Here is a 22,932-nt window from a genome sequence, read left to right as displayed (position 1 = left end):
GGATATTGCTGATATTAAGAAAAGAAGAAGTTAAATATACTCTCGATGGTCAAGTTATTTTCTTCTAGGCCGCCTTTTTGTGAGCGACCAGACAACAGCGCGTAAGGTTTAGCATCGCTCAGCTTAGTCATATTCACTGTTTCTGATTGTTTAGAAACGCCGACAAGCGCCACTAAAGATAATGACAGTGCCATAAAGGCCGTTGCTATCGCTTTCTTTTTTAATTGCATTTTTATTCCTTCTTATTCTAGTGTCAGAGTTGTTGGTCGCCATTATAGTACATGTACCCAAAAATGGCAGTTTCTATTTTTGAATAGACTCATGGCTTAAAACCACGTTTTTTGTTCTCACTACATGCCTTCAAAAGTTACTGTAAACTCGACTCCACCGAGCTCGCTTTGTTTAGCAGCAATACTTCCGCCATGTGCAAGTACAATTTGCTTACAAATAGCCAAACCCAGTCCTGATCCTCCTAAATCCCGAGCCCTAGATGACTCAACGCGATATAGCCTATCAAACACTTTGTCGAGCTCTGGCTCTTCAAGTCCAGGCTCAGAGTCAGACACAACGAGTTGCACTGATTGATTGCCAGCATCGGTTACTGTTTGCAGTGAAACCTGTGTTTGTCCGTTTTCATAGGTATACGCCAAGCTGTTATTGAGTAGATTTATAACGATTTGCTTGAACCGCTCAGGATCTACGTTGCACATCACAGACGTTATTGGTTTATGTATCAACAGTGCTTGATTTTTCTCTTTAAACTGCGCGTCAAAATCACCTATAACATCATCGAGCAACTCGCCCAGATCACATGTTTTCTTGGACAATTGCATAACGTTATTTTCGTACTGAGCGGAGTGATAAATATCGCGAATCAGATTATCCAACTGCGAGATTTTACCATGTACCTTTGCGTAAGCCTTATTTATATCTGGTTCAATATTATGCTCTAACAGCTCAATAGAAAGCTTTAATGCTGTTAAAGGCGTTCGAAGTTCGTGGGCAACGTCAGAAAGAAGTTGGTTTTTTTCTTCTAGGCTGTTTGTCAGCATTTGCGCTTTTAAATTAGCCATACGCTGTTTGGCCATCTGTCTAAAATAGATCATCAGCAAGATGCCAACGACCAACAACATCACCAACATCACCACGCCTCTTTGTAATTTTAAATTATCTAGTTGGGCTTGTTGCAGTGCTTTTTCTTTTTGTAGCAAGCTCAGTGCTTGCTCTTGTCGAATAACTTCAACATTTTGTTTTAGCTTTTCGGTCTGCTGTTTTTCCAAATAATCATATAACTTTTGTTGAGTCACGAGAAAATCTTTAGTTGCTTGATGAGCTGCACTGATATCTCCCGAATCTTCATATAATTGTGCTCTAATTTTGTGAAGTTGTTGCTCATACTGTAAACCTAAGTTTTTCATCGCCAATAAAGTTGAGATTTGTTTTTGCGCTTCGTCAACTTGTTGTTGTTTCACAGCAATATCCAGTAATGTCATACGAACGGTATGCTCGGTACGCTTCGCGCTCGTTTCTAATGCCAGTTGTAAAGCCTCTTCGGACAAACGTTTGGCTTGCGCTAGGTTTTGTTCTGCTACATAGATTTGTGCCATATTACTGAGCTGCCAACTGGTATCGCTTTTCGCCTCCATCTTACGTGTTAACTCTAGCCCTTTTTGAATGTGCTCTTTGGCAAGTTCGAGTTGATTTAGAGCCAGATAAACTTGCCCAAGCTTACCGTGACTATTGGCTATGTGGTACGGATTACCAAGAGATTGGTCTACTTGTAATGCCTGTTTGAAATGCGATAGTGCGGCGGAATATTGCTTCATATCTCGGTAGATTTCACCGATGTTGTATAGTGAGTCCGAAATACCTTGTTGATTTGAATTTTCCCTGCGAATGATAAGAGAAGATTCATGATGTTTGAGGGCCAACTCAAGGTTACCCATATAATCATACAATACCCCGATTTGGTTATGCATCGTCGCGCGTTTGGCCTTATCTTCCCAGCTATATTCCAACGCAAGTTTTGCATACACTAACGCCTGTCCATAATCAGCGTTTCTTCGATAGCTGCCACTTAACAAGGAATAAAGATCAGCGCTCAGCATTGCGTGCTGGGATTTATTTTCACCGATTAGTCGTAAGCCTTCATCGGCCTTCGCCCTACTAAGTTTGATGTCACTTGTTCTATCTGCAACCATAGCAACCAGCAACGCCGACTCTGCTCTTTGCACTGGGTACTCTTCAGCGCTATTGAGCGCATACAACATTTGCGCATTTTCTATGGCTTCATCGAATAGGCCCAAGTTGATTTGCGAATAGGTCAGGTAAAGATTAAACGTAAACCACGCTGTTCTGTTGTTTTCAAGGCTATATTGGGGATCTTTGAGCAAAGTCTGTGCATGGGTCAAAGAAGTATTTGGGTCTTGATTGAGTTGCTTTTTCAACTGTTGCTCTAGCGACTGCCAAGCCTCCTCAGCTGACAAGCTCATACTAAACAACAAAGAAAGCAATACAATTTTTTTACATAAATAAATAAATTTACACAAAACAGAACCAAAAACACAATAAAGGCAAACATGATATTAGTTTAACCTAAATACACCAATAATGGAGCTATTCCAAAATTACAAATAATTACACAATGGAATTCAGGTAAACTTTTTAGGGTCCACTATTGTAGATTACAGGCATTTTACCCTGCCACTGACGCCACAGTTCATCTTCCGTGACCAATCTCTTCATGAAATTTGCAACATTAATGCGACTCGTTCTGAGTGCATCAAATACCACATTACTCGTCGGTGAGTGCTCTAAATAGTAGGTAGTCACCTCTTGCTCATCAAAAAGCGAATCAGGTCTAACACATACCCACTGTACATGTGGATGCTCTTTACCTACGTGAACTCTCAGATGAGCCGCGGCCAGCTCATTATCTACTTGAGGAGGTAACACCAGCCTTAACACAGCAACAACAACTCTTTGTGATAAAGGCACATATTCTTGAATATTGAGGTTGCTCACCCCTGTGGTACTCATAAGGATAACCTTAGTTTTTGCTCGCCTGTTTAACGAGCAAATGGCAGCTGTTACTTTCTTGATTGCATCGGCTACCAACTTGCGTGGTGAGCCGTATATGCCCTGAAGACTCAGATTGTGCCCAAGACAAGAAATAACCGTGTGGCATTGGCTAATGCAATCTGCAAGCTGTGCTACGCTCATTTGCGAAATCTCGGCTTTTACCTCTGAATATTTTTCATGATGACCATATACACGTTGTAATGAGCTTTGTGGTCGAACAATCGCTATGACTTCGACATTATCGCTTAGCATCTGCGACACAGCGTGTTTGCCTGTTGCTCCGCTTGCGCCAATTATGAGCACCTTGCTCATGACTCTCTCCCGCTATTTTACTTTGCTATGCTTCGGTATACTTCACTTCGGTAATGGGTTTTGCCAGCGAAAAGTACGACTCCGTCAGCAACATCAAAGCCCAAATAAGTATTAAGAGGCTGCTTTGACAGCAATTGCAGTGAGTCCGAAATCTTATAAGTTGTCAGCGTCTCACCATATTTACTCACCACGTACAGCACATCATTTTCTATCAATATTTGTGAAAAATCAGGAACCTCCCCTACGGCATTCAAGTCCGCTAACGCAGGTGATGAGAATAATGTATCAGGTGATGCTTTATATAGTTTGTTGTGCTTGTCTACGTAGTAGTGATTAGATGGATTCTTTTGATCTGCCAAAACTATTACAATCCCATCGCCCAACTCCGCTACTTTTTGTAGATCACTATTGTAAATATTGACTTGTTTAGCAGTTTTAGATTTTAGTGTAACGGAAAACAACGTATTGCTCAGCCAGTGCTGCTTATACACATAACCGTCAATAAAAATGTCTTTCGCTTCACTTTGCTCACTTGTTGGTACAATCCACAGTCGATGTTTTTCTCTTAGCAACAAAAACGTATCATCACTGGACAAACTCATGGACTCTATTTGAACATTGTGTTCAAGCTCAGACACTAACTGCGATGTTTGCCCCGGAGCCTGAAAATATATTTGGCTAAGCCCTGCGCGATTAGACAAAAAGTAGTGGCCCTCTTTAGTATGGGCAAACTGTGGCGAGCGGTCTATCACACTACTGTTATCAAGCGCATAATTAGGCGTGAGCCATTTCAAATCTATATTCTTGTCACTACTTGTAAACACATAGTCTTGCGCATTGGGGTGTCGTACGATAGCACAGCATAATCTTTCATTAACGTTGCCAAGCAATGTGACTTCCCCGCCATCAAGTGCTTGGTATAATAGGCGGCTATTTGGAGCTGGGCTCACAAAAACCAGCCCTTCACCACTGTGGTCCCATATCACTCGATCCAATACAGTATCGAATTCTTTGGCTTTACTAACCTGTTGACTGCTTGGGTCGTACACAAATGCGGCCGTTCGACCATCAAAAGAATGGGCATTTAGTAATATTTGCTCATTATGTGGATGCAAATCAATTGAGATAATGCGCCATTGCCTATCCAGTTCAATATTGACCCGTTCAAGCTTTCGCTGTGCATCAACCATATACAACTGGTTATTATGCTCGTGCATTTTGGGATGTGCTAAAATGTACAAACTATCAATATCTTTAGCCATAATACTTTGATGAACAGTCAAGTCACCACATAAGCCTAACGTCGTGACATCTCCCGTAAAGCGTTTAGCCTGAACATCAAGCTCAGCACTATGCCAGCCGCACTGTTCCGATTCATAGCCATAATATATGAGTTTGCCATTTTCATAACCAACAAGCTGCTCTAAGAACTTTCCTTGTGTGTCTATTTCAATTGGCAAAGTTCCCGTATTGGCAAGACCTTCACTTATCCATAGCTCTTTGCCACGTAGTGTCGAATTTATAAATAGTAAACTATCTGAACCGTCAACAAATATCGGTGTCAACTTTGAGCCGTGGAACCTTGAAAGTGTGGCGGTGTCACCAAAGGTTTTATTGGACGTATTTGTATATATTGCAAACATTGCCAAAATGAATACTAACAATGTACCGGTAAACAGCCAGATTAACGACGTCGTGTTTCGCTTTCCAGAAGTAACGACACTCGCTGTACTGCTTGTATGCTCAACAACCTTAACGGGGGCTACAAATCGATACCCTGATTTGGTAACAGTTTGGATGTACTTGGGCTCTTTTGCGTCATCGCCCAAAGCTTTTCGCAAATTTGCTACTAGCTTGTTTATGGCGTTGTCGGTGACTATTACACCTTGCCAAATATGCTCTTGTAGCTCGTCACGGTTGACTACGCGTTGAGGATTTTCTATTAAAAAAACCAGTAAAGCTAGTTGCCTTGGATCAAGCACAACTTCTTGCTGGTTTTTCGTTAATTGGGATAAAGCTAAATTAAACTGAAACTCACCAAATTCTATGACTGACATTTATCTTTCTTATACTTCTTATTTTGCGCGCTTTAGCATACTAGGTTTTTAAAAAATTAATGCAAACGTAAATATGTATTAAATTGTGAATTGCACCATATTTATGCAGGATCTCACATAAAACATTGCCCCATTTGTACACAACAGGTCTATATCGGCAGTTATGCTCTTGTGTTTACATGAATTGTGCAGCTTATTAAATGACAATGAATTGGCCAAGACAAAGCCCATGGATTCTCGGTTTGCGCTCAGACTCTAAGCCCAATTGCGCTATAATTCTTGGAGGTGCATTTTAAACCTTCACAGCTTCATGAAATACATTATTTTGTTTCTATTACATTTATCCTTTACTTGCTTTGCCCAGCAGTATCATTTTGCTGCTATAAATCACCTTATTGAACAAGAAGTTGGTAGAATTGTTTTAACTGAAGTTTACCAACAACTTGGCATTCAAATAACAATAACTCCTCTGCCAGCAAGACGCGCTCACTATAAAGCAGCGATGGGGTCATACGATGGAGAGATCATGCGTATTTACAGCTATGGCGAAGAAACACCCAGCGTGACACGCGTACCCACACCCTACTACTATTTAGAAACCATGGTATTTACCCGAAAAGACAGTGGTATCGTCATAAATACAGCAAATGATCTCAGCCGGTATCAGGTAGTCAAAGTACGAGGCGTTAAACACACACAAAATATTACTCGGGGTATGGAGAATGTTACCGACACTGATAACACCGCACAGATGCTAAGATTGGTCAACACTGGTCTTGCAGACGTGGCTTTGACCAATAAAATGGATGGTTTAGTCACGCTAAGAAGTCTTGGCATTTCTGGTGTAGTAGCCCACCCAAAAAGTCTAAACCGACAGACCCTCTATCACTATATTCGCAACGAACATGTTGAACTCATAAACAAGGTAGACTGTAAGCTCAAGGAGCTGCAACAAAGTGGTGAACTGGACAAACTTATTGAACGAGCTGAACAACAGGTTTTCAAACTAAAAGCCAACCATACGCCCACTTTCTAAGCCTGTTCATGGCTCGTTTATTGCCCATATTGCAAACTCTCATGTAACGTTGCTCTATATTGTTGCCATTTTCAGTTCAATTCTAAGCTAAATCTCGGCTTAATTCTGCCGATAAGATTGTAAACGCATAAGACTTAATGAGTAATTTTTATATTTAGCTGTCTGTAATAGGCTGTAATCGCCAATTATTGTGAATGGTCGTACACTCATTTTAAGTGCTATAAGCGGTACAAAGTATGCATATTTTTACCTACAACACTTTTAGCGGAATAACACTATGAAGCTTTCAAAGGAAGAAACAAAATTTATCTATCAAGTGTTACAAGAAGAAAGTAAGCCTCATTTTGATGTTTGCCTCGAAGAAAAGCATGCTTCACAGCTAAAACTATGGTTACATACACTTCGTCAAGCCACTGATATTCAAGTGGTTGCTAAGGTAAACTCAGAGGTTGTTTATTTTCCCGCCCATTTGCACACATCCGAGGCTGGACTGCCGACCTTTTCATGTGATCTACCAAATATTTTTGCCGCGCAGTCGAGTAATCGCCACTGGATAACTAAGAGACTCACCGGCATTGTACTTAAGAGCGACACAGTCAGTACGCCCTTTAATGTTTTATCATTGTCATTTTCAGGTCTTGTGATCCGTACACACCCCTTCATGGCCATATCTCTATATGATGCCCTGACGCAAGGAAAAGTCACTCTTCACCTACCCAATAACCGAAGCGCTCAGTTTGAAGTAGACATCTCAAAAATAGTTAACGACACCACAGTGTCGTTAGAAATCATGGACATTCACGAAGGACTAGAGGAGTTAAAACAGGTTATCTTTGAGTTATATAGTAAAAATTTAGCTTAACCAATTCTGTTGTTTAAGAGAGTTGCGTCACAACTACCCTTAACGCTAACAACAAGAATACAACTCCCAAGGCTTTATCGATTATTTGCTGTTTAGAAGCCAAATCGAACCTTTGTTTGGCCCTTGCTGTTAATACCGATACGAAAAAGTACCATAAGGTATCTATCACCAGCACCGTTGCACACATTATGGCTGCGGTGTACACGGTCATTTTGTCTGGATCAATAAATTGAGAAAATAGGGCCAAAAAGAATATCGCCAGCTTAGGGTTCAAAAATGCAATCGCAAATCCATCTTGCGCAGCTTGTTTGAAATTAACTTGGCTAATAGACTGTTGAACATTAATACCACTAGAGGTGCTGGTAAGAATTTTAATGCCCATATATGCTAAGTAAATAGCGCCGCCTATAACTAACCCCTGAAATAGTAATGGGTAATGAGTGATAAGCCCAGCTAGGCCAAGGAGCGACAAAACCGCATAGAGCCCAACTCCCATGCCATGAGATACACTTGCAACAATACCATGTAAAGCACTGTTATATAGTGAATGCCTAAGTACCACAGCTAAACTTGGACCAGGTGACATAGCACCCAGAATACAGATGGTGGCCAAACTCAACCAAGTTGACAGTTCCATAGTAATCCTTTTCGCAAAAAACCGTATGGTAAGCCATCTGAAATTGGAAATCAGCTTTTTGCGCTAACTAAATAATTAACACTGTTCACCGAGCTAAACTAAACTGTCAAGCCCCTTTACAGCTTCTATAGTGGGCGATAGAGCTAAATAATTATAAGTTCTCAATATTCAATATGTAGTCATCGGCTTGCGCAAGAATTTCCTTGCGTTGTTCATCTGATTTTTTTAGCCAATTAGCATATATCATTCTATTTCTAGGATTTTTTGCAAAACCCTGCTGGTTTTTATCCATAAACCGCCAGTAAAGCGAATTCAATGGACACGCATTTAGCCCAGAGGCTTGGTTCACTTTATAGTGGCATTGTGAGCAGTAATCAGACATATTTTTTACATAATTACCACTTGCTGCGTAGGCTTTAGAACCCACAATACCGCCATCAGCAAACTGGCTCATACCACGAGTGTTTGGCATTTCTACCCACTCTATCGCATCAATGTAAATACCTAAGTACCAATGATCCACCATGTCTGGGTCTACTCCTGCGAGTAAGCAAAAGTTACCTGTTACCATCAAACGCTGTATATGATGCGCATAAGCTTCATCTAAAGACTGACTGATAACGTGTTTCAGACAGTTCATTTGTGTTTCACCAGTCCAAAAGAAATCAGGCAGCTTACGAGTGGCAGACAAACTATTTAACTGTGAGTAGTGTGGCATATTGGCCCAGTAAATCCCCCTGACAAACTCTCGCCAACCAATTATTTGTCTAACAAACCCTTCAATCTGAGATAAGGATATTTTTGCCTTGTGTTGTTCATAGTAAGCCAATGCTGCATTAACGACATAGGCAGGACTAATCATTTTAGCGTTCATAGCAAATGACAAACGGGAGTGAAACAAGCTCCATTGTCGCTTATCAAAGGCGTTATCTATTTGGCAACTCATTGCATCCTGATATTCTCCAAATCTCGGTAGACATTGCTTGCAAAAGAAATTCACCAATTGCTTTGCTTGCGCCCTCGTTACTGGCCAACCAATAAAATCTTGACTCTTACCTATCGTTTTAACGGAATGCCTTTTTAGCCGTGCCAGTATTTCGCTAACATCATTTTCAAATAACAAAGGCGATGGCACGGCGTTGAAGTCTTGTGGTTTTAATTTGTTTCGATTGTTAGCATCAAAGTTCCAGCGTGCCCCTTGCGGTTCATTACCATTCATTAGAATGTTAAATTTCTTTCTTATGCGACGATAGAAAGCTTCCATCCGATGATGCTTACCGGCTGTAAACTCTTGTTTTATTGAACTTTCATTAAGATAAAAGTGTTCCGTCTCATAATACATGCTGGTGACATTGAGCTCAGTTGTAAACGCTTGCAACTGTCGCCTCAATCGATATTCGTCAGGTAACTGATATTCGAAATGACTTGCCCCGTATTGGTCTATCAAATAAGTAAGCAATTCAGGTAAAGATGAATAAGCTTGCGTGTCGTCGAGCGTCAAGTGAAGGACATGATGCCCAGCTTGACTGAGCGCTTGTGCAAAATGTTGCATGGCACAGAAAAATGCACACACTTTTTGAATGTGGTGCTGTACATATGCTGTTTCTTGATGAAGCTCTGCTATAACATATAGCGTGTGTTCATTTTTATCTTTAAACCAACTGTGCTGTGGGTTTAGCTGATCTCCAAGAATAAGCCTTATGCACCTGTATGAGTTATTATTCATTACTGCTATCCCTATCAATTAAACGCTTATTACTGGCACATCGCTTAGAGCAATATTTGACATGTGGCCAATCCTTTTGCCACTTTTTTCGCCAAGTGAATGGCCGCTTGCAACAAGGGCAGAGTTTGACGCTCAGTTGACTCTTGTTCATTTCGGTAATGGCCAGTCGGATTCATCTACACCGTCATATGCTATTTCCTTTTGTGCATGACCGCGCCATTTCTTTACAAACTCACCATCAGGATCATATAACTGCGCCTGTTTTGGAATGTTGAAATGGCGACCACCACGAGGGTCTACGCCAACGCCCGCGATGTACTGCCAATTCCCCCAATTGGATGCAACATCATAGTCAATCAATTGCTGTTGAAAGTAAGCGGCCCCATAGCGCCAGTCAACGCTCAGTTCATTCACCAAACAACTGGCAACTATTTGCCGCCCTCTATTTGACATATACCCTGTTTCATTTAATTGCCTCATACAGGCATTCACCAAAGGAAATGACGTTTGCCCTGCACACCAAGCTGCAAACCTGCGAGAGTAGAAGCTAGTCAACGGCTTGCTGTTTCCGCCACCGTTAAACAAGAAGAAGGACTTGCCTTTTACCTTGATTAACCATTGAAAATACTCGCGCCATAATAGTTCAAACTTAAGCCAGTAAGTTGAGTCATTTTTATGTCGATTACGCTCATATTCCTCTATCGCGAGCCAAATCTGTTTAGGTGAAAGGTTGCCAATGGCTAAATACGCACTGAATTTTGTGGATTTACTAAAGCCATCTAGTTCGTTTCTGGTTTCTTTATAGGTAGACGGGGCATAGGATTCAAAATACGTCTTTAGATGGTGCTGTGCACTGTGCTCTCCGCCAGTTATAAAGCCAGCACCATTAGTATCAAATGGTACAATACTATCGTTCATTTTTGATAAGACTTCACTACAGTGCCCGGCGTGTTCTGGGCAAAGAAAAGCAGTCCCTTGCAACCCCGTAGGATGTTGGAACACATTTTTTGTAAAAATTTCTAAAGGCCGTTTTTCGACGAAGTTTCTAAATGTAGAAAATGACCGCATTGGTATCTCTAACTCTTCAACTTGGTCATTGTTGAACAATGTGGTTTGGCTAAATTGCTTTACCGTAACCGATTCATTACGCTGGCATATGCGCTCTAAAATGCGCTGCTCGTAAATACCGAATTGCTGCGAAAGTACCAAGGCCTCAATATTGTAACTTTCAATAAACCCTGTGAGCTTTTCGCTCGGCTCACCCACTAGCAAATGCAGGTGATGGCCAAACTTTCTCAGTTGTTCGCTCAAATCTTTCAGGGCATCACATACAAAGCGCCATCGATGTGTTCCCAAAGCCATATGATTGTAGTTGTTTTGCGCAAACCATGATGGGTTAATCACATAAACAAAAACGACTTCATCGTGAGCCTTTGTAGCCCAATCAACACCTTGATTATCGGTAAGTCGAAGATCTTGCGTAAACCAATAAAGCGCCCTACTCATAGATAATTGTGCTCCCTCAGATATCTAATTATTACCTTCTGTGTGTTCACTACGAATTACTGTTAATTAAAGTTCACAACTAAGGTTTTTTATTTGTTCCAAAACAAAAAACAAACCCTACTTTTCAACTAGTTATCGAAAAATATCGTGCATCATCACATCTTTGTCACCAGATTTCCTTGCTTTTTCATGCCTTTATCTGCTTTTGCCAAGAACATAGTCAGCAAGTTTTTTTGCAGGATAACCATATGAAATATGCAAACTACGTTTGCTTGGCAATAGCATTACCAAGCCTATCGGTAAATGCCGAGCAAACAAATCAACGCGCTCCCATCGAGATTGCCAAACTTACCCAAGCACCGATCATAGATGGCAATATCACCGCAAGCGAATGGAGGGACGCAGCTGTCATTGAACAGTTTGTTGAATTTCGTCCTAATCTAGGTGACACCCCTCTATACCCAATCAAAGCGTGGGTCGCGTATGATGAGTCTTACTTTTATGTCGCAGCCGAAATATCACAACCTCAACAGAGCATTACAGACCGAGTCTTAACGCAAGGCGATAACATTTGGAACGAAGACTATTTCGGTATTACACTCGATACAAACTTTGACAAACGTGATGCATACCTGTTTCATGTTTCTCCTTCAGGTGTGAGAGAAGACGGACTTATCGATGGTACCCAGTACATTGGACAATGGAGTACGATTTGGTATGCCAAAACCCAACGCACACAAAATGGATGGAGCGTTGAAATGGCCATTCCTATGCAATCACTCTCATTTGACCCGAGTAAATCAGACTGGGGACTTCAACTTAGGCACAAACTGTCAAAACCCTATAAACAAATCTATTGGAACGTGAATGACCCCTCGAACTGGGGCTGGACAGCACCACAAGTTGGTAAAATCACTAACATTCATGGCCTAACACAAGGTAAAGGAGTTGAAATCAAAACGGGGCTAAGCTTTAAAGACAACCAAGAATCAAGTAAGTGGACGCCTTCGCTCGATGCATTTTATAAATTCTCTCCGAATATCACCGGCGTGCTGACGTTGAACACCGATTTCTCGGGAACGGATGTGGATGAAGTAGATATCAATATGACGCGATTTAGTCAGTTTTTTGAGGAAAAACGCGACTTTTTTTTACAAGACAGCCAAGTGTTTAGTTTTGGTGATTTTAGTAACTATGACCATAACGGCATGCCATTTTATTCTCGTCGCATCGGTCAAGGGCCACAAAGTGGTGTATTAGATATAGATTGGGGAACCAAGTTTACAGGCAAGGTAGACGGTACCAGCTTTGGAGTATTAAGCGTTAACCAAGAAAAAGATGGCTCAGTTGATGATACGACCCAACTGAGTGTAGCGCGAGTTAAACAACAGCTAGGCCAACACCATCAAGTAGGTGCCATTATCACCGATGGCAGCGCAGATGGCGGTGATAATTCTGGGCTATTTGGAGTTGATTATCGTTATGAAAATAGCATTTTTGGCGATCAACAAATTCGAGCCTACGCGTGGTATCAGGAAACTGAAAAACAACACCATGACGACGATACGGTAGCCTATGGCGCACAAATTACATTACCGAATGACAAAATTTATGCCAGCGCAATATATCGCTATTTAGGCGAAGACTTTAACCCCGCATTGGGCTTTGTTAACCGCAATGGTATTAACTATTACGAATGGGTCTCCCACCTTAGACACCGCCCCAAAACTGGCTTTCTTAGCAACTACATTAACTACTATCAAGTTAACTACAACTATTTTCAGCGCAACGATGTAGACAACAACTGGCTCAGCAAGATGTACACCATTCGACCAATGCGCATACAGATGAAGGATTCCTCTGTATTTCAAATACAGTATGACGCTCGCACAGAGCGGTTAAAAAATCGCTATGCTATGGGCCGACGCATAGGCTTTGCAGCAAAGGATTATCACTTCGACCAATGGTCAGTATTTTACCAAACTTCAACTAACCAAAGTGTATTTGGTAACATTAAACTGACAACAGGTGAATTTTATGACAGTGACAGGCAAGAAGTGCTTGCTGAGCTAAACTACAAACCTAATAAACATGTCATGCTACAGCTCAGTAGAAACCATCACTACTACGCACAAAGTGTACTAAGTGAAAATATGTACAGTACACGGTTAAAGGCAAATATTTCATTTAATGAGGAGTGGTCTTGGAATACCATGATTCAGCACAATACACGCTCTGACAACCTATCGATTTTTAGTCGATTACGCTACCAAAGTGCGCCTGATGAATTATACCAAGTAAGTATCAATAAGGGCTACGACTTGGAAGATGGTTGGCATCAGCGACAAAGCTATTTTGATGAAAAAACCATTAAGGTTAATTACATCAATCGCTGGTAATTTGATTAGGCCTATGGAACGTAAAAAGGCGCTATTAGCGCCTTTTCATGTGTATTTATTTTACCGCAACATTAAGAAAAACAGCACTCATCAAGACTGGACACACAAAACGTACATATTGTGCAAACCAATAATGCTTGCCTTTACTTTCTGAACGTAACTGATTACCACGCTTCCACATCCAACCTACAGTAATAAAATAAAACAACCCCATCAGCGGTAACTGATACTGCGTAAACAAGGTAATTACCAACCCAAATAGCCAGTCAAAGTTAAAGATTATGGTTGTAGCCACCACCATTATTACCACCGTCACCCACCAAGTTGCAGTTTTGCGCTGCAAACCATGATTTTCAACAAGGAATGAAACCGGTATTTCTGTTGAAGAAATGGTAGATGTGAGTGATGCAATCGACATCAGGACAAAAAACGTCAGGCCCACCCATAAACCAATTGCCCCCATACTTGAAAATAGCTCTGGCAACACGGCAAAAATTAAACGCCCCTCACCTATTAGCTTACCATCTTGGAATACTTGAACACCGTTATGTTGCGCTACAAATACCGCCGGAATGATTAATAACCCAGCTAAGAATGCAACGCCAGTATCTAACGCTGCAACGCTAAAGGTCAATTTAGGCAAGTTCTCATTCGGCTTGAGGTATGAACCATAGATCATCATACAGCCAACCCCGAGCGACAATGAGAAAAACGCTTGTCCCATCGCGGCAATGATCAGATCAGGGTCTGTAATTTTTGCAAAATCAGGTTTTAGGTAAGCACTAAACCCTTCGGCTGCCCCATCTAGAGTGGCGATGTAAGCAATTAAGGCAACCAACAACAACAGCAGCATTGGCATCAAGCGCCGTGACCAAGCTTCTATACCAGATTTAACACCTTTGAGAATAATGCTGGCAGTTAGTAGTAGCATCAGTGGTGTAAAAATTAAATTGCGTGCCGTCGAATCACCCTGCAAAAATGCACTTATTTGTTCAAAGCCCATTGCTCTGCTAATAGGCTCTAGTGAATAGGCTAGCATCCAACCTGCAACAATTGAGTAAAAGCTAAGCATCACAATCGCACCACTCAGACCAAGATAGCCGGCCGCAGCGCCTACTTTAGGGGCCTTTTCTTGCCAAGCTTGACGCAGTGCATTAACAGGGTTGGATTGTGCCTGATGGCCAAGATAGAGTTCAGTGTAAAGCGCGGGAAGCGCTAACAAAAAAATAACAATAAAGTAAACAAGTAAGAACGCCCCACCGCCGTGGTTCGCCGCTTGTGTGGGAAATCCCCATATATTACCTAGTCCTACCGCAGCACCTGCCGCAGCGAGTACAAAGCCAATTCGGCTTTGAAAACCATCTCGCAATTGAGCCATAGAAAGTCTAATTTAGTTATTGTTTTAGGGGGCCGATTATACTCAAGTTGTTAAAAAATGCGAATATAATAGGTCCAGATCAGCACTTTAATTATGCCCTGTCAAAGTAGCTAATGGTCTGATTAATAAAGCGTTGATACTTACTCAATGTGACAAATAACAAATACCAGCTATGGCAACCATATGATTGCCATAGTGTGAGTTATTTACGCCGTCTCTAATAACCTTGCGTGAATAGATTGCACGACATGATCTGAATGGGGTTGCTCAACTAGAAAACACAAGTTGTGTTTACTTGCACCGTGACAGATCAAACGTATATTGAAATCGGATAACACTTGCATTAGGTTTATTTCATGCTGCTTTAGCTGAATTTCAGACCCAATCAGCGCAACAAGCGTCAGATTATTTTCAACCGTTACGTGGCAAAACTCACTGAGTTCTTCCAAACACGCCTGGTCCAGCTCAGGGCGCGATGCGTTTTGGGCATTATCAAGCGTAATCGCAACACTGATCTCTGACGTTGTAACTAAGTCAACAGAGATGTTATATGCACTTAAAATTGTAAATATACGCGCTAAAAAGCCGCTCGCGAGTAGCATTTCAGGGCTCTTTAAGGTCAACAGTATTTGGTTTTTTCGCTGAGTTACAGCGCGAATGCCCGGCGCACTAGACTTTTCTTTTTCAATCCATGTACCGCCCGCTTGAGGGTCTCGACTAGAACCCACAAACACCGAAATACCACTTCGACTCGCAGGCAATATCGTAGCTGGGTGCAATACTTTCGCACCGAACGTTGCCATTTCAGCGGCTTCATCAAAGCTTAATCGGGCGATCGGTGTTGCCTTGTTACATAGTCTCGGATCGGTACTAAATATCCCCACTACATCGGTCCATATGTGCACACTTTTGGCTTTTATAGCTTCTGCGAGTAAGGCTGCACTGTAATCCGATCCCCCTCTGCCAAGCGTTGTTGTTTGCCCATATTGGTCACTACCGATAAAACCTTGCGTGACGGAAACATGCTCACCAAGCAATGGCATTAAGTGTTTATGCGCAGCAACCGCAGTAGCAGCAATATCAGGCGTTGCCTTACCAAAGCGATTGTCTGTTTTAAGTACTTTTCGCACGTCAAAACGCTGCGCTGAAACACCTAAATTTCTCAACACCTGTGTGAACAGATATGAAGATAAACGCTCTCCAAAACTCAGCATTTCGTCACATTGTTGTGCGCTGAGTGCTGGTAATGCCGCCAACGTTTTAAATTCCGTGATGGTTTGCTCAAACCCTTGTGCAAGATCAGCATCTAGCGACAGCTCTGCTAAAATCGCATCTTGAATATCAAGTACGGCTTGCACGAGCTCTAAACGCTGTTGCTCATCGGCTTTTTGCTGCGTAAGTGTAACAAGATGATTGGTTACACCAGCACTGGCACTGACTGCCACAACACGTACTTGTGTATCATCTTTAATGATTTTTGCACAGCGTTGCATGGCTGGATAATCGGCTACACTGGTTCCGCCAAACTTTGCGACTGTGTACTGCGAGTTCATTATATCTCCTTGTGACCGCATTTCGATGGGTCAATTCAAAAAGGAGAACTTGGCAATTGAAGGTACAAAAAGTATGTGAAATGACCTTTGCCAGAAGCTCTCCACCATTAAAACGGTGACAGTTCCGAGGATTCAGCCTCGTAAACCGAAAAGTCACAGCGACGTACTACAACTTTCCTCGGCGAGTACTTCCCTCTAAAGCAGTCACAGGCTTTCGTCACCTACCGCTAAATACCTAAGCATCGCACCTCTTCTGTTTATTTTGCGTTATTAAACCTGAATAACAGCAAAATAAAAGCCCACTCACAGAGCGGGCTTGTAAAAAATATCTTTTAGCCGTCTAGGTGTCAAGTTTTTATTATCGAGACACCTAAAAAACGTTAAATAAACTGGCCAGACAGATATGCACCAACATAACCAATGCTGTAAGCAATCAGCAGGTACAGTGACATGCGCAAATAGCTCATAAATGTTAGCGCCTTAACTTTACTCATCGCGATAATACCCGCCGCAGAGCCAATCACCAACATTGAACCACCCACACCCGTTGCATAGGTAAACATCAACCATTGCTGCGCGGTCATGGTAATATCAGCTTTTAACAAAGCGGCTGTAAGTGGTACGTTATCAACCGCTGCAGAGAGTAGTCCCATTAGATAGTTGGCATACTCAGGGCTCATGTAAACATACAAATCTGTGAACATTGCAAGCACACCCACCTCTTTTAATGCCCCAACTAATAGCAATACACCAACAAAGAACAGCAAGGTGTCATATTCAATCTCTCGAATGTAATCGATAATTTTTTTGTTTACATCTTTTTTTCGCATTAGGAACTGCGCTACCAAGAACATCAATGACAGACCAAACAAAAATGTTAGTAACGGTGGCACTTGATATTGAACGCTCAGAAATAAAGTGGCAAAAATGGTCGTCATAAAAATAACCGCGATTGTAATGTCGGTTTTTTCTATGCGACGCAGCTCCGCTTTTTGAAACTCTAAGGTATTGTTCATACCAATCGACAGCATAGCAGCCAGTGCTATTACGCTCACAAGGGCTGGCGCTATCAATAACAACAAATCAGGAATAGTTACTTTATCCGCTAAAAATATCATCAGCGTGGTTACGTCCCCTGTGATCAGTGATACCCCGCCACTGTTGACACTAAAAATAATCAAAGTGGCATACTTAATAAGTTTTTTAGGGTCTAATTTCAAAGACATAACAACTGCCAGCGAAATCAAAGTGGCGGTAATATTGTCAGAAATCGACGAGAACACAAAAGCAGAAATCCCCACCAAAAACATCAGTTTCCGCTCGCTGATTTGAGCTGGCATTACGCGATGTACAATGTTTTGAATAAATCCTTTGGAGTTCAAATAGGCCACAAATGTCATCGCAGCCATCAAGAAAAGCCATAGAGTGGCGATTTCAAGAATGTTATGATCTAGCTGATGTTGTACAGTTTCTGGGCTTTGACCATGAATTGGGGAGATAAAAGCGATAATCCAACATAAAGTACCAAAAAAAAGGGTAGTTTTGGCCTTGTTTACATGGATGATATCCTCTATAACGATAAGCAAGAACGCAATCGCTATCAGGGTAAGGATAATGGGCGTAACCATATTGCGTAAACAACCTGTAAGTAAAAGTAAATAAATTTGAAGGTAACGTGTAAGTCGGCGCGAAGAATAGCATTTGCTACATTTATGCGCTACGGCTAGAAGTAATTAATTTACCCTGCATGTCACAAAATTGATACAAACTGGAAAGTTATGATCCCAGCAAAAAAAGTATTGAATACCCTCAATGAACACTGGGGTGTGTTAGAGCTGCTTTTTAAACGGTTTAAAATGACCGATTTCAGCCTGAAAGATGTTCAAAACATCATAAAGCATAAAAACCCTCAGTGGACCAGCGAGCGAATATTTAAAGAAACTAACCGCTTGTTAAATCAAGAAATAATAATTCCATTGGCGAAGTCTTCACAACTGGAGATCAACCGAGCTGTGGCTGATTTTGCCAGCTTTTTGTTACAAGAAGAAGACTTAGGTTTAGCCGAAGAAATTACCGTTTTAGTTAAGGATTTAGAGCGCCTAGGAACACGCTTACAGCAAGCCGGAGACGAAGGTGATTTTAGCGAATTACGCCGTTTTAGCCGCATTATGGATGAACGAGTTCGTAAGATCGTGAAATTATTTCAACATAATGAAAGCGCTATTTTTAATATTGTTGAACAAGCAAAGTCAGATAACAGCAACCTGTCTTTGCAAAAACGTTATCGTGCTGTGATTGAAGCGTTTGATGAGTACATCGAACCCATGCTAGAAATGGTCGACATTCGCGGACAGTTTCATGCCTGCTTCGCTGTTATCGAATCGCAGATTAGTCACCAAATAGACAGCATTGAGCTGTTTGGACGAGGCGCTCACGACAAGCGCATGTTAGAACAGTTACGCACACGCATTTTAGATATGCACCTAATCGGCCGTGAAAGCTTGCGTAAAAGTGCTGATATGTTGATGCCGTTGCGTGAAGAATTGCGTCGTAACACGTTAATAACAAGGCAAGCAGCTAAAGTATTGGGGCTTATCCGCAAAAATGGCGTTGATCGAATGCTGACATCAGTTCAACCTGAATTTGTCTCTGATATACAACGCTTTTCACTTGGACAAAAGCGTCATATGGTTGCTTATATGGCAAGCTTGGCCCAATTTGAGCACGACGATTACCAGTTACCAGACCAAACAGATGTGCCAGCCTATCACAGTCCGAACATTCCAGATTATCAAGATGTACGCACCGCATTCGCCCGTACATTTGCAGACAATGGCAATAAACGCCAAGCTTTGCTGGGCTTTTTAACATCCCAATACCCAAGCCTCGACGCTGACGAAATGCTGTTTTTGTATCAAAAGCTAGTCAGTGACCAAGATTTTGAATTACAACAAGATAATGAACGCGCCAAGGTGACTATTAATGAACACACCTTTGCACTTTACCCGTTCAACGCCAGTACAGTACAAGAAACACACCATGACACAGATTAATTTATCAGAACTGACAGAACTGCACGCTATCAATAAAAAGCTAGTGGGCGGTTATCACATCAGTGAACAAGACACCACGCTGTGGCAACAGCTTGATCAAAATATTGATGCCTATCAAGCACTTTTTAGCGCCTTAGGACATGATTTACAGCACGATGGGCGCGGTTTTTACTATCTCGCAAGTGATGAAAGCACACCTAATATGGGGAAGATATCGCGCGCTATCGCGCTGACGGTGTTTATTCTTATCGAACATTACGCGAATCAGGGCAAAGACCCATTACGCGCGCTATTTGACGAAGTGGCAGATCTTGAATTGATGCAAACTCTGGTGCAATTGAATAAACATTTATTTGATCAATTAGAGATTTTCTCTGGTTCAGACTTGCGTAAAGATGTGTATTTGAGAATGGTCAGGTTAGGCCTTGCCAAAGAGGTTGAACAAGGTTTCATGCATTTGGCACCCATTTATCGCTATATCGACGCGTTGATGGAAGTGAACGAAGATGGTTTTGATGCCCTTGAGGATGAAGTATGAGTAAATTATACGGGCTAAGTAAATTAGCGTTATTGAACACAGCAGGCTATGCAAAATGCGTTATTCCGCTTGATAAAAGCGCCTCGATTTGCGCGCCAAACAACACGGGTAAAAGCTCCGTTATCAATGCCTTGCAGTTTCCGCTTATCAATGATTTACGTTTAACCGAATGGGATGGCCACGATTTAGAAGAAACCAGAAAGTTCTACTTCTCAACCGATCAATCCTATATTTTATTAGAAGCCAACCTGCCCCATGGTGATGTGGTGATAGGCGTAGCCGGCCTTGGTAAAATAGCGGGATTTGCGCACCAGTTCTTTTGTTACTCAGGCAAATTGTCATTAGATGACTTTACCGAAGGCAAAAGCATCATAAAGTATACAAAGCTTTTCAAGCATCTTGAATCACAAGGCAAGAAGCCAATCGAACTTAAAGCCCAAGAGCTCAATGCGCTGTTAACAGGTGGTGCGACTCCATTTGACGGCGACGTGAACCTTAAGATGATCCCACTTAACAATGTTCAGGATGCAGCAATTTATAAAGAGATATTCCGCCGCATTTTAAACCTGCACAAGCTAGGCGCAAGCGATGTAAAACGCTTTATGTTGAGAGTTTTTGAACGTCATATGTCAAATTCTCGGGTAGACTTTTATGAAGTGTGGCGACGTGCATTCGATAAAGTAAATCGATCACGTAGAGAGTTAGCCGCGCTTGAGTCCATGCAAGAGCCTATTTCAGCACTTGAAACCATGCTTGAAAGCGAAGCCACAATCAAAGGTAAACTTGCAGCGTATGCGCCAAAGATTGACGTGGCCTTGGTTGAGTATGATCAATATCAACAAGAACATATGGCTGAACTTAATGCTCAATTAGAAGATATAGAGCAAGAAAAGCATGACTTTGAGCAAAAACAACAGCTTTACTTGCAACAATCTAGAGACATTGAACGCCGTCAAACGCAAATAGAGCAATGGTTTCTTGATTACCATGCCCTCAAGTCAGAGTTTGAGCTGACTAATCACGCTACATTGAAAACCAATTTACAACTGTTGAAAAAAGAATATGAGCAGTTGTCGTTTTCAATCAACAGTGCGCAAGGCCAAAGCCTTCACACCCTAGACTATCGCATCAATGAAACGCAAAAACAGATCAAGAGCTTGAAACTACAACTCAAAAACCTCGAGTTCAATCTGTTTACGCGAATGCGTGAAGATCTGTCTTTGAAAGAAGTAGAAGAGATCTCTCGTATTCTCAATCCTGATTTGCTGTCTTTTGCCACAACAAATCAAGGGGATATCACCATTACCGATGACGAGGCGTTTAGTGAGTTTTTAGAGAAACTCTCTGCAAACGTTAAAGGTGGTGAGTTAAATGTGCCAGGCGCGACTATCAAGCTCAAAAAGCTCAGTCCAGTACAGATGCAAAGTGGTGAAAATAAAGAGCAACTCAAAGCACAGTTAGATGCTCTACAACAGTCGCTTGTTGAGTTTAAACAACAGCGAGAAGTGGCTGCAAACGTCGCGCAAAAGCAACAAGAGCGTGATGCCTTGTATGACGAGTTGATGGGATTAGAAAGCGCTTTGAAACGCTTTGAACAATATCAAACCATGTTGCAATCGGTTGAAGCACAAGAGCTATTGCGTGAACAGCTGACGGCGGAGCGAGAGCAAGTAGATGAGTATTTACAAGACGTTCAGCGTAATGCAGGGTCAATTTCAGATAGACGTTCAATCATTAAAAGTAAGCAAGACTTACTATCACGTCAAAGCGATCGTTTACGACAGGTTAAGTCAGAACGTATTGATCACACATTGGATATCTTCAGCGGCAAACAAGCGCCCTATCCTGTCGATGTGCAGTTAGATTTTGATAATTTGGCTGAGGTGGTTCACCAATTCAACAAAGAATGCAATGAGCTAAGAAACCTTGCGGTAAACGTGCGTAATACCTATTTGCACATTTATAACGCTGGCATTACCAAGTTTGACAATGAAACAGACGAAAACAGTAAATATGCCAAACTAATCAGTGCGTATCATAACCTGGACAATGAACGTGATGCTGTAGACCGTCAAGCACGAGTGGCTTTAACTGAGGTTGCAGCAACCATCAAAGGTCTGCGTGAAGATTTGGACAGATTGCGCCGCGAAATGAACAGCTTCAACCGTGGCATAAGCCAGCATCGTATCTCAAATTTACAGTCATTCAAGATTAATATTATTCCTCGTAAAATGCTTGTAGACAGTATAGATACCATCATCAGCACTTCAGATAATTACGAGCAAGGCGATAATTTTGATCTCTTGTCTTCGCAACCAAGTGATGAAAAAGCGCTTAATGAGGCTAAGGATCATTTGATTAAGCTCGCCAGTGACAAAGCTGGTCTAACGTTAACGGATTTATTTGATATTCGCTTTGAGGTGGTTAATCGCGCTGGCGAAACAGAGCATTTTGACAAGATTGACTCCGCGGGTTCTAACGGAACACGTATTACAATCAAGTTGTTATGTGGTATGTTGTTTATACGTTACTTGCTGTCAGATCAAGAGCAGGCGCTTTATCGTATACCCATATATATCGATGAAGCAGCCGACATTGATCCACAAAACCAAAAAGCGATTATTGAAACCGCGTTAAGCTTTGGCTTTGTACCAATTTTTGCGTCGGTTAAACCGCAGATTAGTTGCGATTATATCGTTCCTATTCGTAGCGTTAAAAATGGCAGTCAAAACTGGGTTGATGAAAAAGACTGGATTGAAGTGGAACATAGCACAACTCAGGCAGTCTGATCTTA

17 protein-coding genes and 1 riboswitch are annotated in these 22,932 nt (G+C 41.7%); of the genes, 6 read left to right on the top strand and 11 right to left on the bottom strand.

Going from position 1 to position 22,932, the window contains the following annotated elements:
* Positions 1 to 14: 14 nt before the first annotated feature.
* The 4 genes from L1070_RS00285 to L1070_RS00270 all read right to left on the bottom strand — a co-directional run bounded on the left by L1070_RS00285 (position 15) and on the right by L1070_RS00270 (position 5,450).
* Complete coding sequence (locus tag L1070_RS00285; protein WP_070985487.1) at positions 15 to 230, bottom strand: hypothetical protein; 216 nt, start codon at positions 228 to 230, stop codon at positions 15 to 17.
* Positions 231 to 350: 120 nt separating this feature from the next.
* Positions 351 to 2,492, bottom strand: a complete 2,142-nt coding sequence (locus L1070_RS00280) for an ATP-binding protein (RefSeq protein WP_237124013.1) — start codon at positions 2,490 to 2,492, stop codon at positions 351 to 353.
* Positions 2,493 to 2,664: 172 nt separating this feature from the next.
* Complete coding sequence (locus tag L1070_RS00275; protein WP_237124012.1) at positions 2,665 to 3,393, bottom strand: NAD(P)H-binding protein; 729 nt, start codon at positions 3,391 to 3,393, stop codon at positions 2,665 to 2,667.
* Positions 3,394 to 3,410: 17 nt separating this feature from the next.
* Positions 3,411 to 5,450: a winged helix-turn-helix domain-containing protein gene (locus L1070_RS00270; protein WP_237124011.1), complete on the bottom strand. Its 2,040-nt coding sequence runs from the start codon at positions 5,448 to 5,450 to the stop codon at positions 3,411 to 3,413.
* 310 nt (positions 5,451 to 5,760) lie between these two features.
* On the opposite strand from L1070_RS00270, the gene L1070_RS00265 reads away from it, so the two are divergent.
* Both L1070_RS00265 and L1070_RS00260 read left to right on the top strand, forming a co-directional pair.
* On the top strand, positions 5,761 to 6,486 hold the full coding sequence (locus tag L1070_RS00265; RefSeq protein ID WP_237124010.1) for a transporter substrate-binding domain-containing protein: 726 nt from the start codon (positions 5,761 to 5,763) through the stop codon (positions 6,484 to 6,486).
* Between the two features lie 277 nt (positions 6,487 to 6,763).
* Positions 6,764 to 7,348 (top strand): hypothetical protein, encoded by a 585-nt coding sequence (locus tag L1070_RS00260; protein WP_237124009.1) that lies wholly within the window; start codon positions 6,764 to 6,766, stop codon positions 7,346 to 7,348.
* Between the two features lie 13 nt (positions 7,349 to 7,361).
* On the opposite strand, the gene L1070_RS00255 is transcribed toward L1070_RS00260, so the two are convergent.
* The 4 genes from L1070_RS00255 to L1070_RS00240 all read right to left on the bottom strand — a co-directional run bounded on the left by L1070_RS00255 (position 7,362) and on the right by L1070_RS00240 (position 11,217).
* Complete coding sequence (locus tag L1070_RS00255) at positions 7,362 to 7,985, bottom strand: LysE family translocator (RefSeq protein WP_237124008.1); 624 nt, start codon at positions 7,983 to 7,985, stop codon at positions 7,362 to 7,364.
* Between the two features lie 151 nt (positions 7,986 to 8,136).
* Complete coding sequence (locus tag L1070_RS00250; protein ID WP_237124007.1) at positions 8,137 to 9,711, bottom strand: cryptochrome/photolyase family protein; 1,575 nt, start codon at positions 9,709 to 9,711, stop codon at positions 8,137 to 8,139.
* Positions 9,704 to 9,862, bottom strand: a complete 159-nt coding sequence (locus L1070_RS00245; protein ID WP_237124006.1) for a DUF2256 domain-containing protein — start codon at positions 9,860 to 9,862, stop codon at positions 9,704 to 9,706. Before L1070_RS00245 ends, L1070_RS00250 begins: the two co-directional genes overlap by 8 nt.
* A complete protein-coding gene (locus L1070_RS00240) occupies positions 9,859 to 11,217 on the bottom strand; it encodes a DASH family cryptochrome (protein WP_237124005.1) in 1,359 nt (452 codons plus the stop codon). The genes L1070_RS00245 and L1070_RS00240 overlap by 4 nt, the downstream gene beginning before the upstream one ends.
* Positions 11,218 to 11,465: 248 nt before the next feature.
* On the opposite strand from L1070_RS00240, the gene L1070_RS00235 reads away from it, so the two are divergent.
* The gene (locus L1070_RS00235; RefSeq protein WP_237124004.1) at positions 11,466 to 13,616 is read left to right on the top strand and encodes a DUF5916 domain-containing protein; all 2,151 of its coding nucleotides are present in this window, start codon (positions 11,466 to 11,468) and stop codon (positions 13,614 to 13,616) included.
* A gap of 55 nt (positions 13,617 to 13,671) precedes the next feature.
* On the opposite strand, the gene L1070_RS00230 is transcribed toward L1070_RS00235, so the two are convergent.
* The 3 genes from L1070_RS00230 to nhaD all read right to left on the bottom strand — a co-directional run bounded on the left by L1070_RS00230 (position 13,672) and on the right by nhaD (position 18,175).
* Complete coding sequence (locus tag L1070_RS00230; protein ID WP_237124003.1) at positions 13,672 to 14,994, bottom strand: sodium-dependent transporter; 1,323 nt, start codon at positions 14,992 to 14,994, stop codon at positions 13,672 to 13,674.
* A gap of 206 nt (positions 14,995 to 15,200) precedes the next feature.
* On the bottom strand, positions 15,201 to 16,547 hold the full coding sequence (gene lysC / locus L1070_RS00225) for a lysine-sensitive aspartokinase 3 (protein WP_237124002.1): 1,347 nt from the start codon (positions 16,545 to 16,547) through the stop codon (positions 15,201 to 15,203).
* 86 nt (positions 16,548 to 16,633) lie between these two features.
* Positions 16,634 to 16,808: riboswitch (Lysine riboswitch) on the bottom strand.
* Between the two features lie 119 nt (positions 16,809 to 16,927).
* Positions 16,928 to 18,175, bottom strand: coding sequence for a sodium:proton antiporter NhaD (gene nhaD, locus L1070_RS00220; protein ID WP_070985499.1), 1,248 nt, complete (start codon positions 18,173 to 18,175; stop codon positions 16,928 to 16,930).
* Between the two features lie 150 nt (positions 18,176 to 18,325).
* Here nhaD and L1070_RS00215 point away from each other — a divergent pair, with 150 nt between their 5' ends.
* Genes L1070_RS00215 through L1070_RS00205 form a run of 3 tightly spaced genes read left to right on the top strand, consistent with a single transcriptional unit; the run spans position 18,326 to position 22,927 of the window.
* Positions 18,326 to 19,600 carry a hypothetical protein gene (locus tag L1070_RS00215; protein ID WP_237124001.1) on the top strand — a complete coding sequence of 425 codons (1,275 nt, stop codon included), beginning with the start codon at positions 18,326 to 18,328 and terminating at the stop codon, positions 19,598 to 19,600.
* Positions 19,587 to 20,138 (top strand): hypothetical protein, encoded by a 552-nt coding sequence (locus L1070_RS00210; RefSeq protein WP_237124000.1) that lies wholly within the window; start codon positions 19,587 to 19,589, stop codon positions 20,136 to 20,138. Before L1070_RS00215 ends, L1070_RS00210 begins: the two co-directional genes overlap by 14 nt.
* A complete protein-coding gene (locus tag L1070_RS00205; protein ID WP_237123999.1) occupies positions 20,135 to 22,927 on the top strand; it encodes an ATPase in 2,793 nt (930 codons plus the stop codon). The genes L1070_RS00210 and L1070_RS00205 overlap by 4 nt, the downstream gene beginning before the upstream one ends.
* The last annotated feature ends 5 nt before the right edge of the window (positions 22,928 to 22,932 follow it).

Origin of the sequence: Pseudoalteromonas sp. MMG022, from assembly GCF_021654245.1 — a bacterium.
In the GTDB taxonomy this organism is placed as follows: Bacteria; Pseudomonadota; Gammaproteobacteria; order Enterobacterales; family Alteromonadaceae; genus Pseudoalteromonas; species Pseudoalteromonas amylolytica.
Note: the sequence above shows the minus strand (reverse complement) of the source record. Positions and strands in the feature narration are given on the sequence as shown.

What these genes read in the sequence shown, in the direction of transcription:
- L1070_RS00285 (WP_070985487.1), bottom strand. Translation starts at nt 230, where the DNA reads ATGCAATTAAAAAAGAAAGCGATAGCAACGGCCTTTATGGCACTGTCA.
- L1070_RS00280 (WP_237124013.1), bottom strand. Translation starts at nt 2,492, where the DNA reads ATGAGCTTGTCAGCTGAGGAGGCTTGGCAGTCGCTAGAGCAACAGTTG.
- L1070_RS00275 (WP_237124012.1), bottom strand. Translation starts at nt 3,393, where the DNA reads ATGAGCAAGGTGCTCATAATTGGCGCAAGCGGAGCAACAGGCAAACAC.
- L1070_RS00270 (WP_237124011.1), bottom strand. Translation starts at nt 5,450, where the DNA reads ATGTCAGTCATAGAATTTGGTGAGTTTCAGTTTAATTTAGCTTTATCC.
- L1070_RS00265 (WP_237124010.1), top strand. Translation starts at nt 5,761, where the DNA reads ATGAAATACATTATTTTGTTTCTATTACATTTATCCTTTACTTGCTTT.
- L1070_RS00260 (WP_237124009.1), top strand. Translation starts at nt 6,764, where the DNA reads ATGAAGCTTTCAAAGGAAGAAACAAAATTTATCTATCAAGTGTTACAA.
- L1070_RS00255 (WP_237124008.1), bottom strand. Translation starts at nt 7,985, where the DNA reads ATGGAACTGTCAACTTGGTTGAGTTTGGCCACCATCTGTATTCTGGGT.
- L1070_RS00250 (WP_237124007.1), bottom strand. Translation starts at nt 9,711, where the DNA reads ATGAATAATAACTCATACAGGTGCATAAGGCTTATTCTTGGAGATCAG.
- L1070_RS00245 (WP_237124006.1), bottom strand. Translation starts at nt 9,862, where the DNA reads ATGAACAAGAGTCAACTGAGCGTCAAACTCTGCCCTTGTTGCAAGCGG.
- L1070_RS00240 (WP_237124005.1), bottom strand. Translation starts at nt 11,217, where the DNA reads ATGAGTAGGGCGCTTTATTGGTTTACGCAAGATCTTCGACTTACCGAT.
- L1070_RS00235 (WP_237124004.1), top strand. Translation starts at nt 11,466, where the DNA reads ATGAAATATGCAAACTACGTTTGCTTGGCAATAGCATTACCAAGCCTA.
- L1070_RS00230 (WP_237124003.1), bottom strand. Translation starts at nt 14,994, where the DNA reads ATGGCTCAATTGCGAGATGGTTTTCAAAGCCGAATTGGCTTTGTACTC.
- lysC (WP_237124002.1), bottom strand. Translation starts at nt 16,547, where the DNA reads ATGAACTCGCAGTACACAGTCGCAAAGTTTGGCGGAACCAGTGTAGCC.
- nhaD (WP_070985499.1), bottom strand. Translation starts at nt 18,175, where the DNA reads ATGGTTACGCCCATTATCCTTACCCTGATAGCGATTGCGTTCTTGCTT.
- L1070_RS00215 (WP_237124001.1), top strand. Translation starts at nt 18,326, where the DNA reads ATGATCCCAGCAAAAAAAGTATTGAATACCCTCAATGAACACTGGGGT.
- L1070_RS00210 (WP_237124000.1), top strand. Translation starts at nt 19,587, where the DNA reads ATGACACAGATTAATTTATCAGAACTGACAGAACTGCACGCTATCAAT.
- L1070_RS00205 (WP_237123999.1), top strand. Translation starts at nt 20,135, where the DNA reads ATGAGTAAATTATACGGGCTAAGTAAATTAGCGTTATTGAACACAGCA.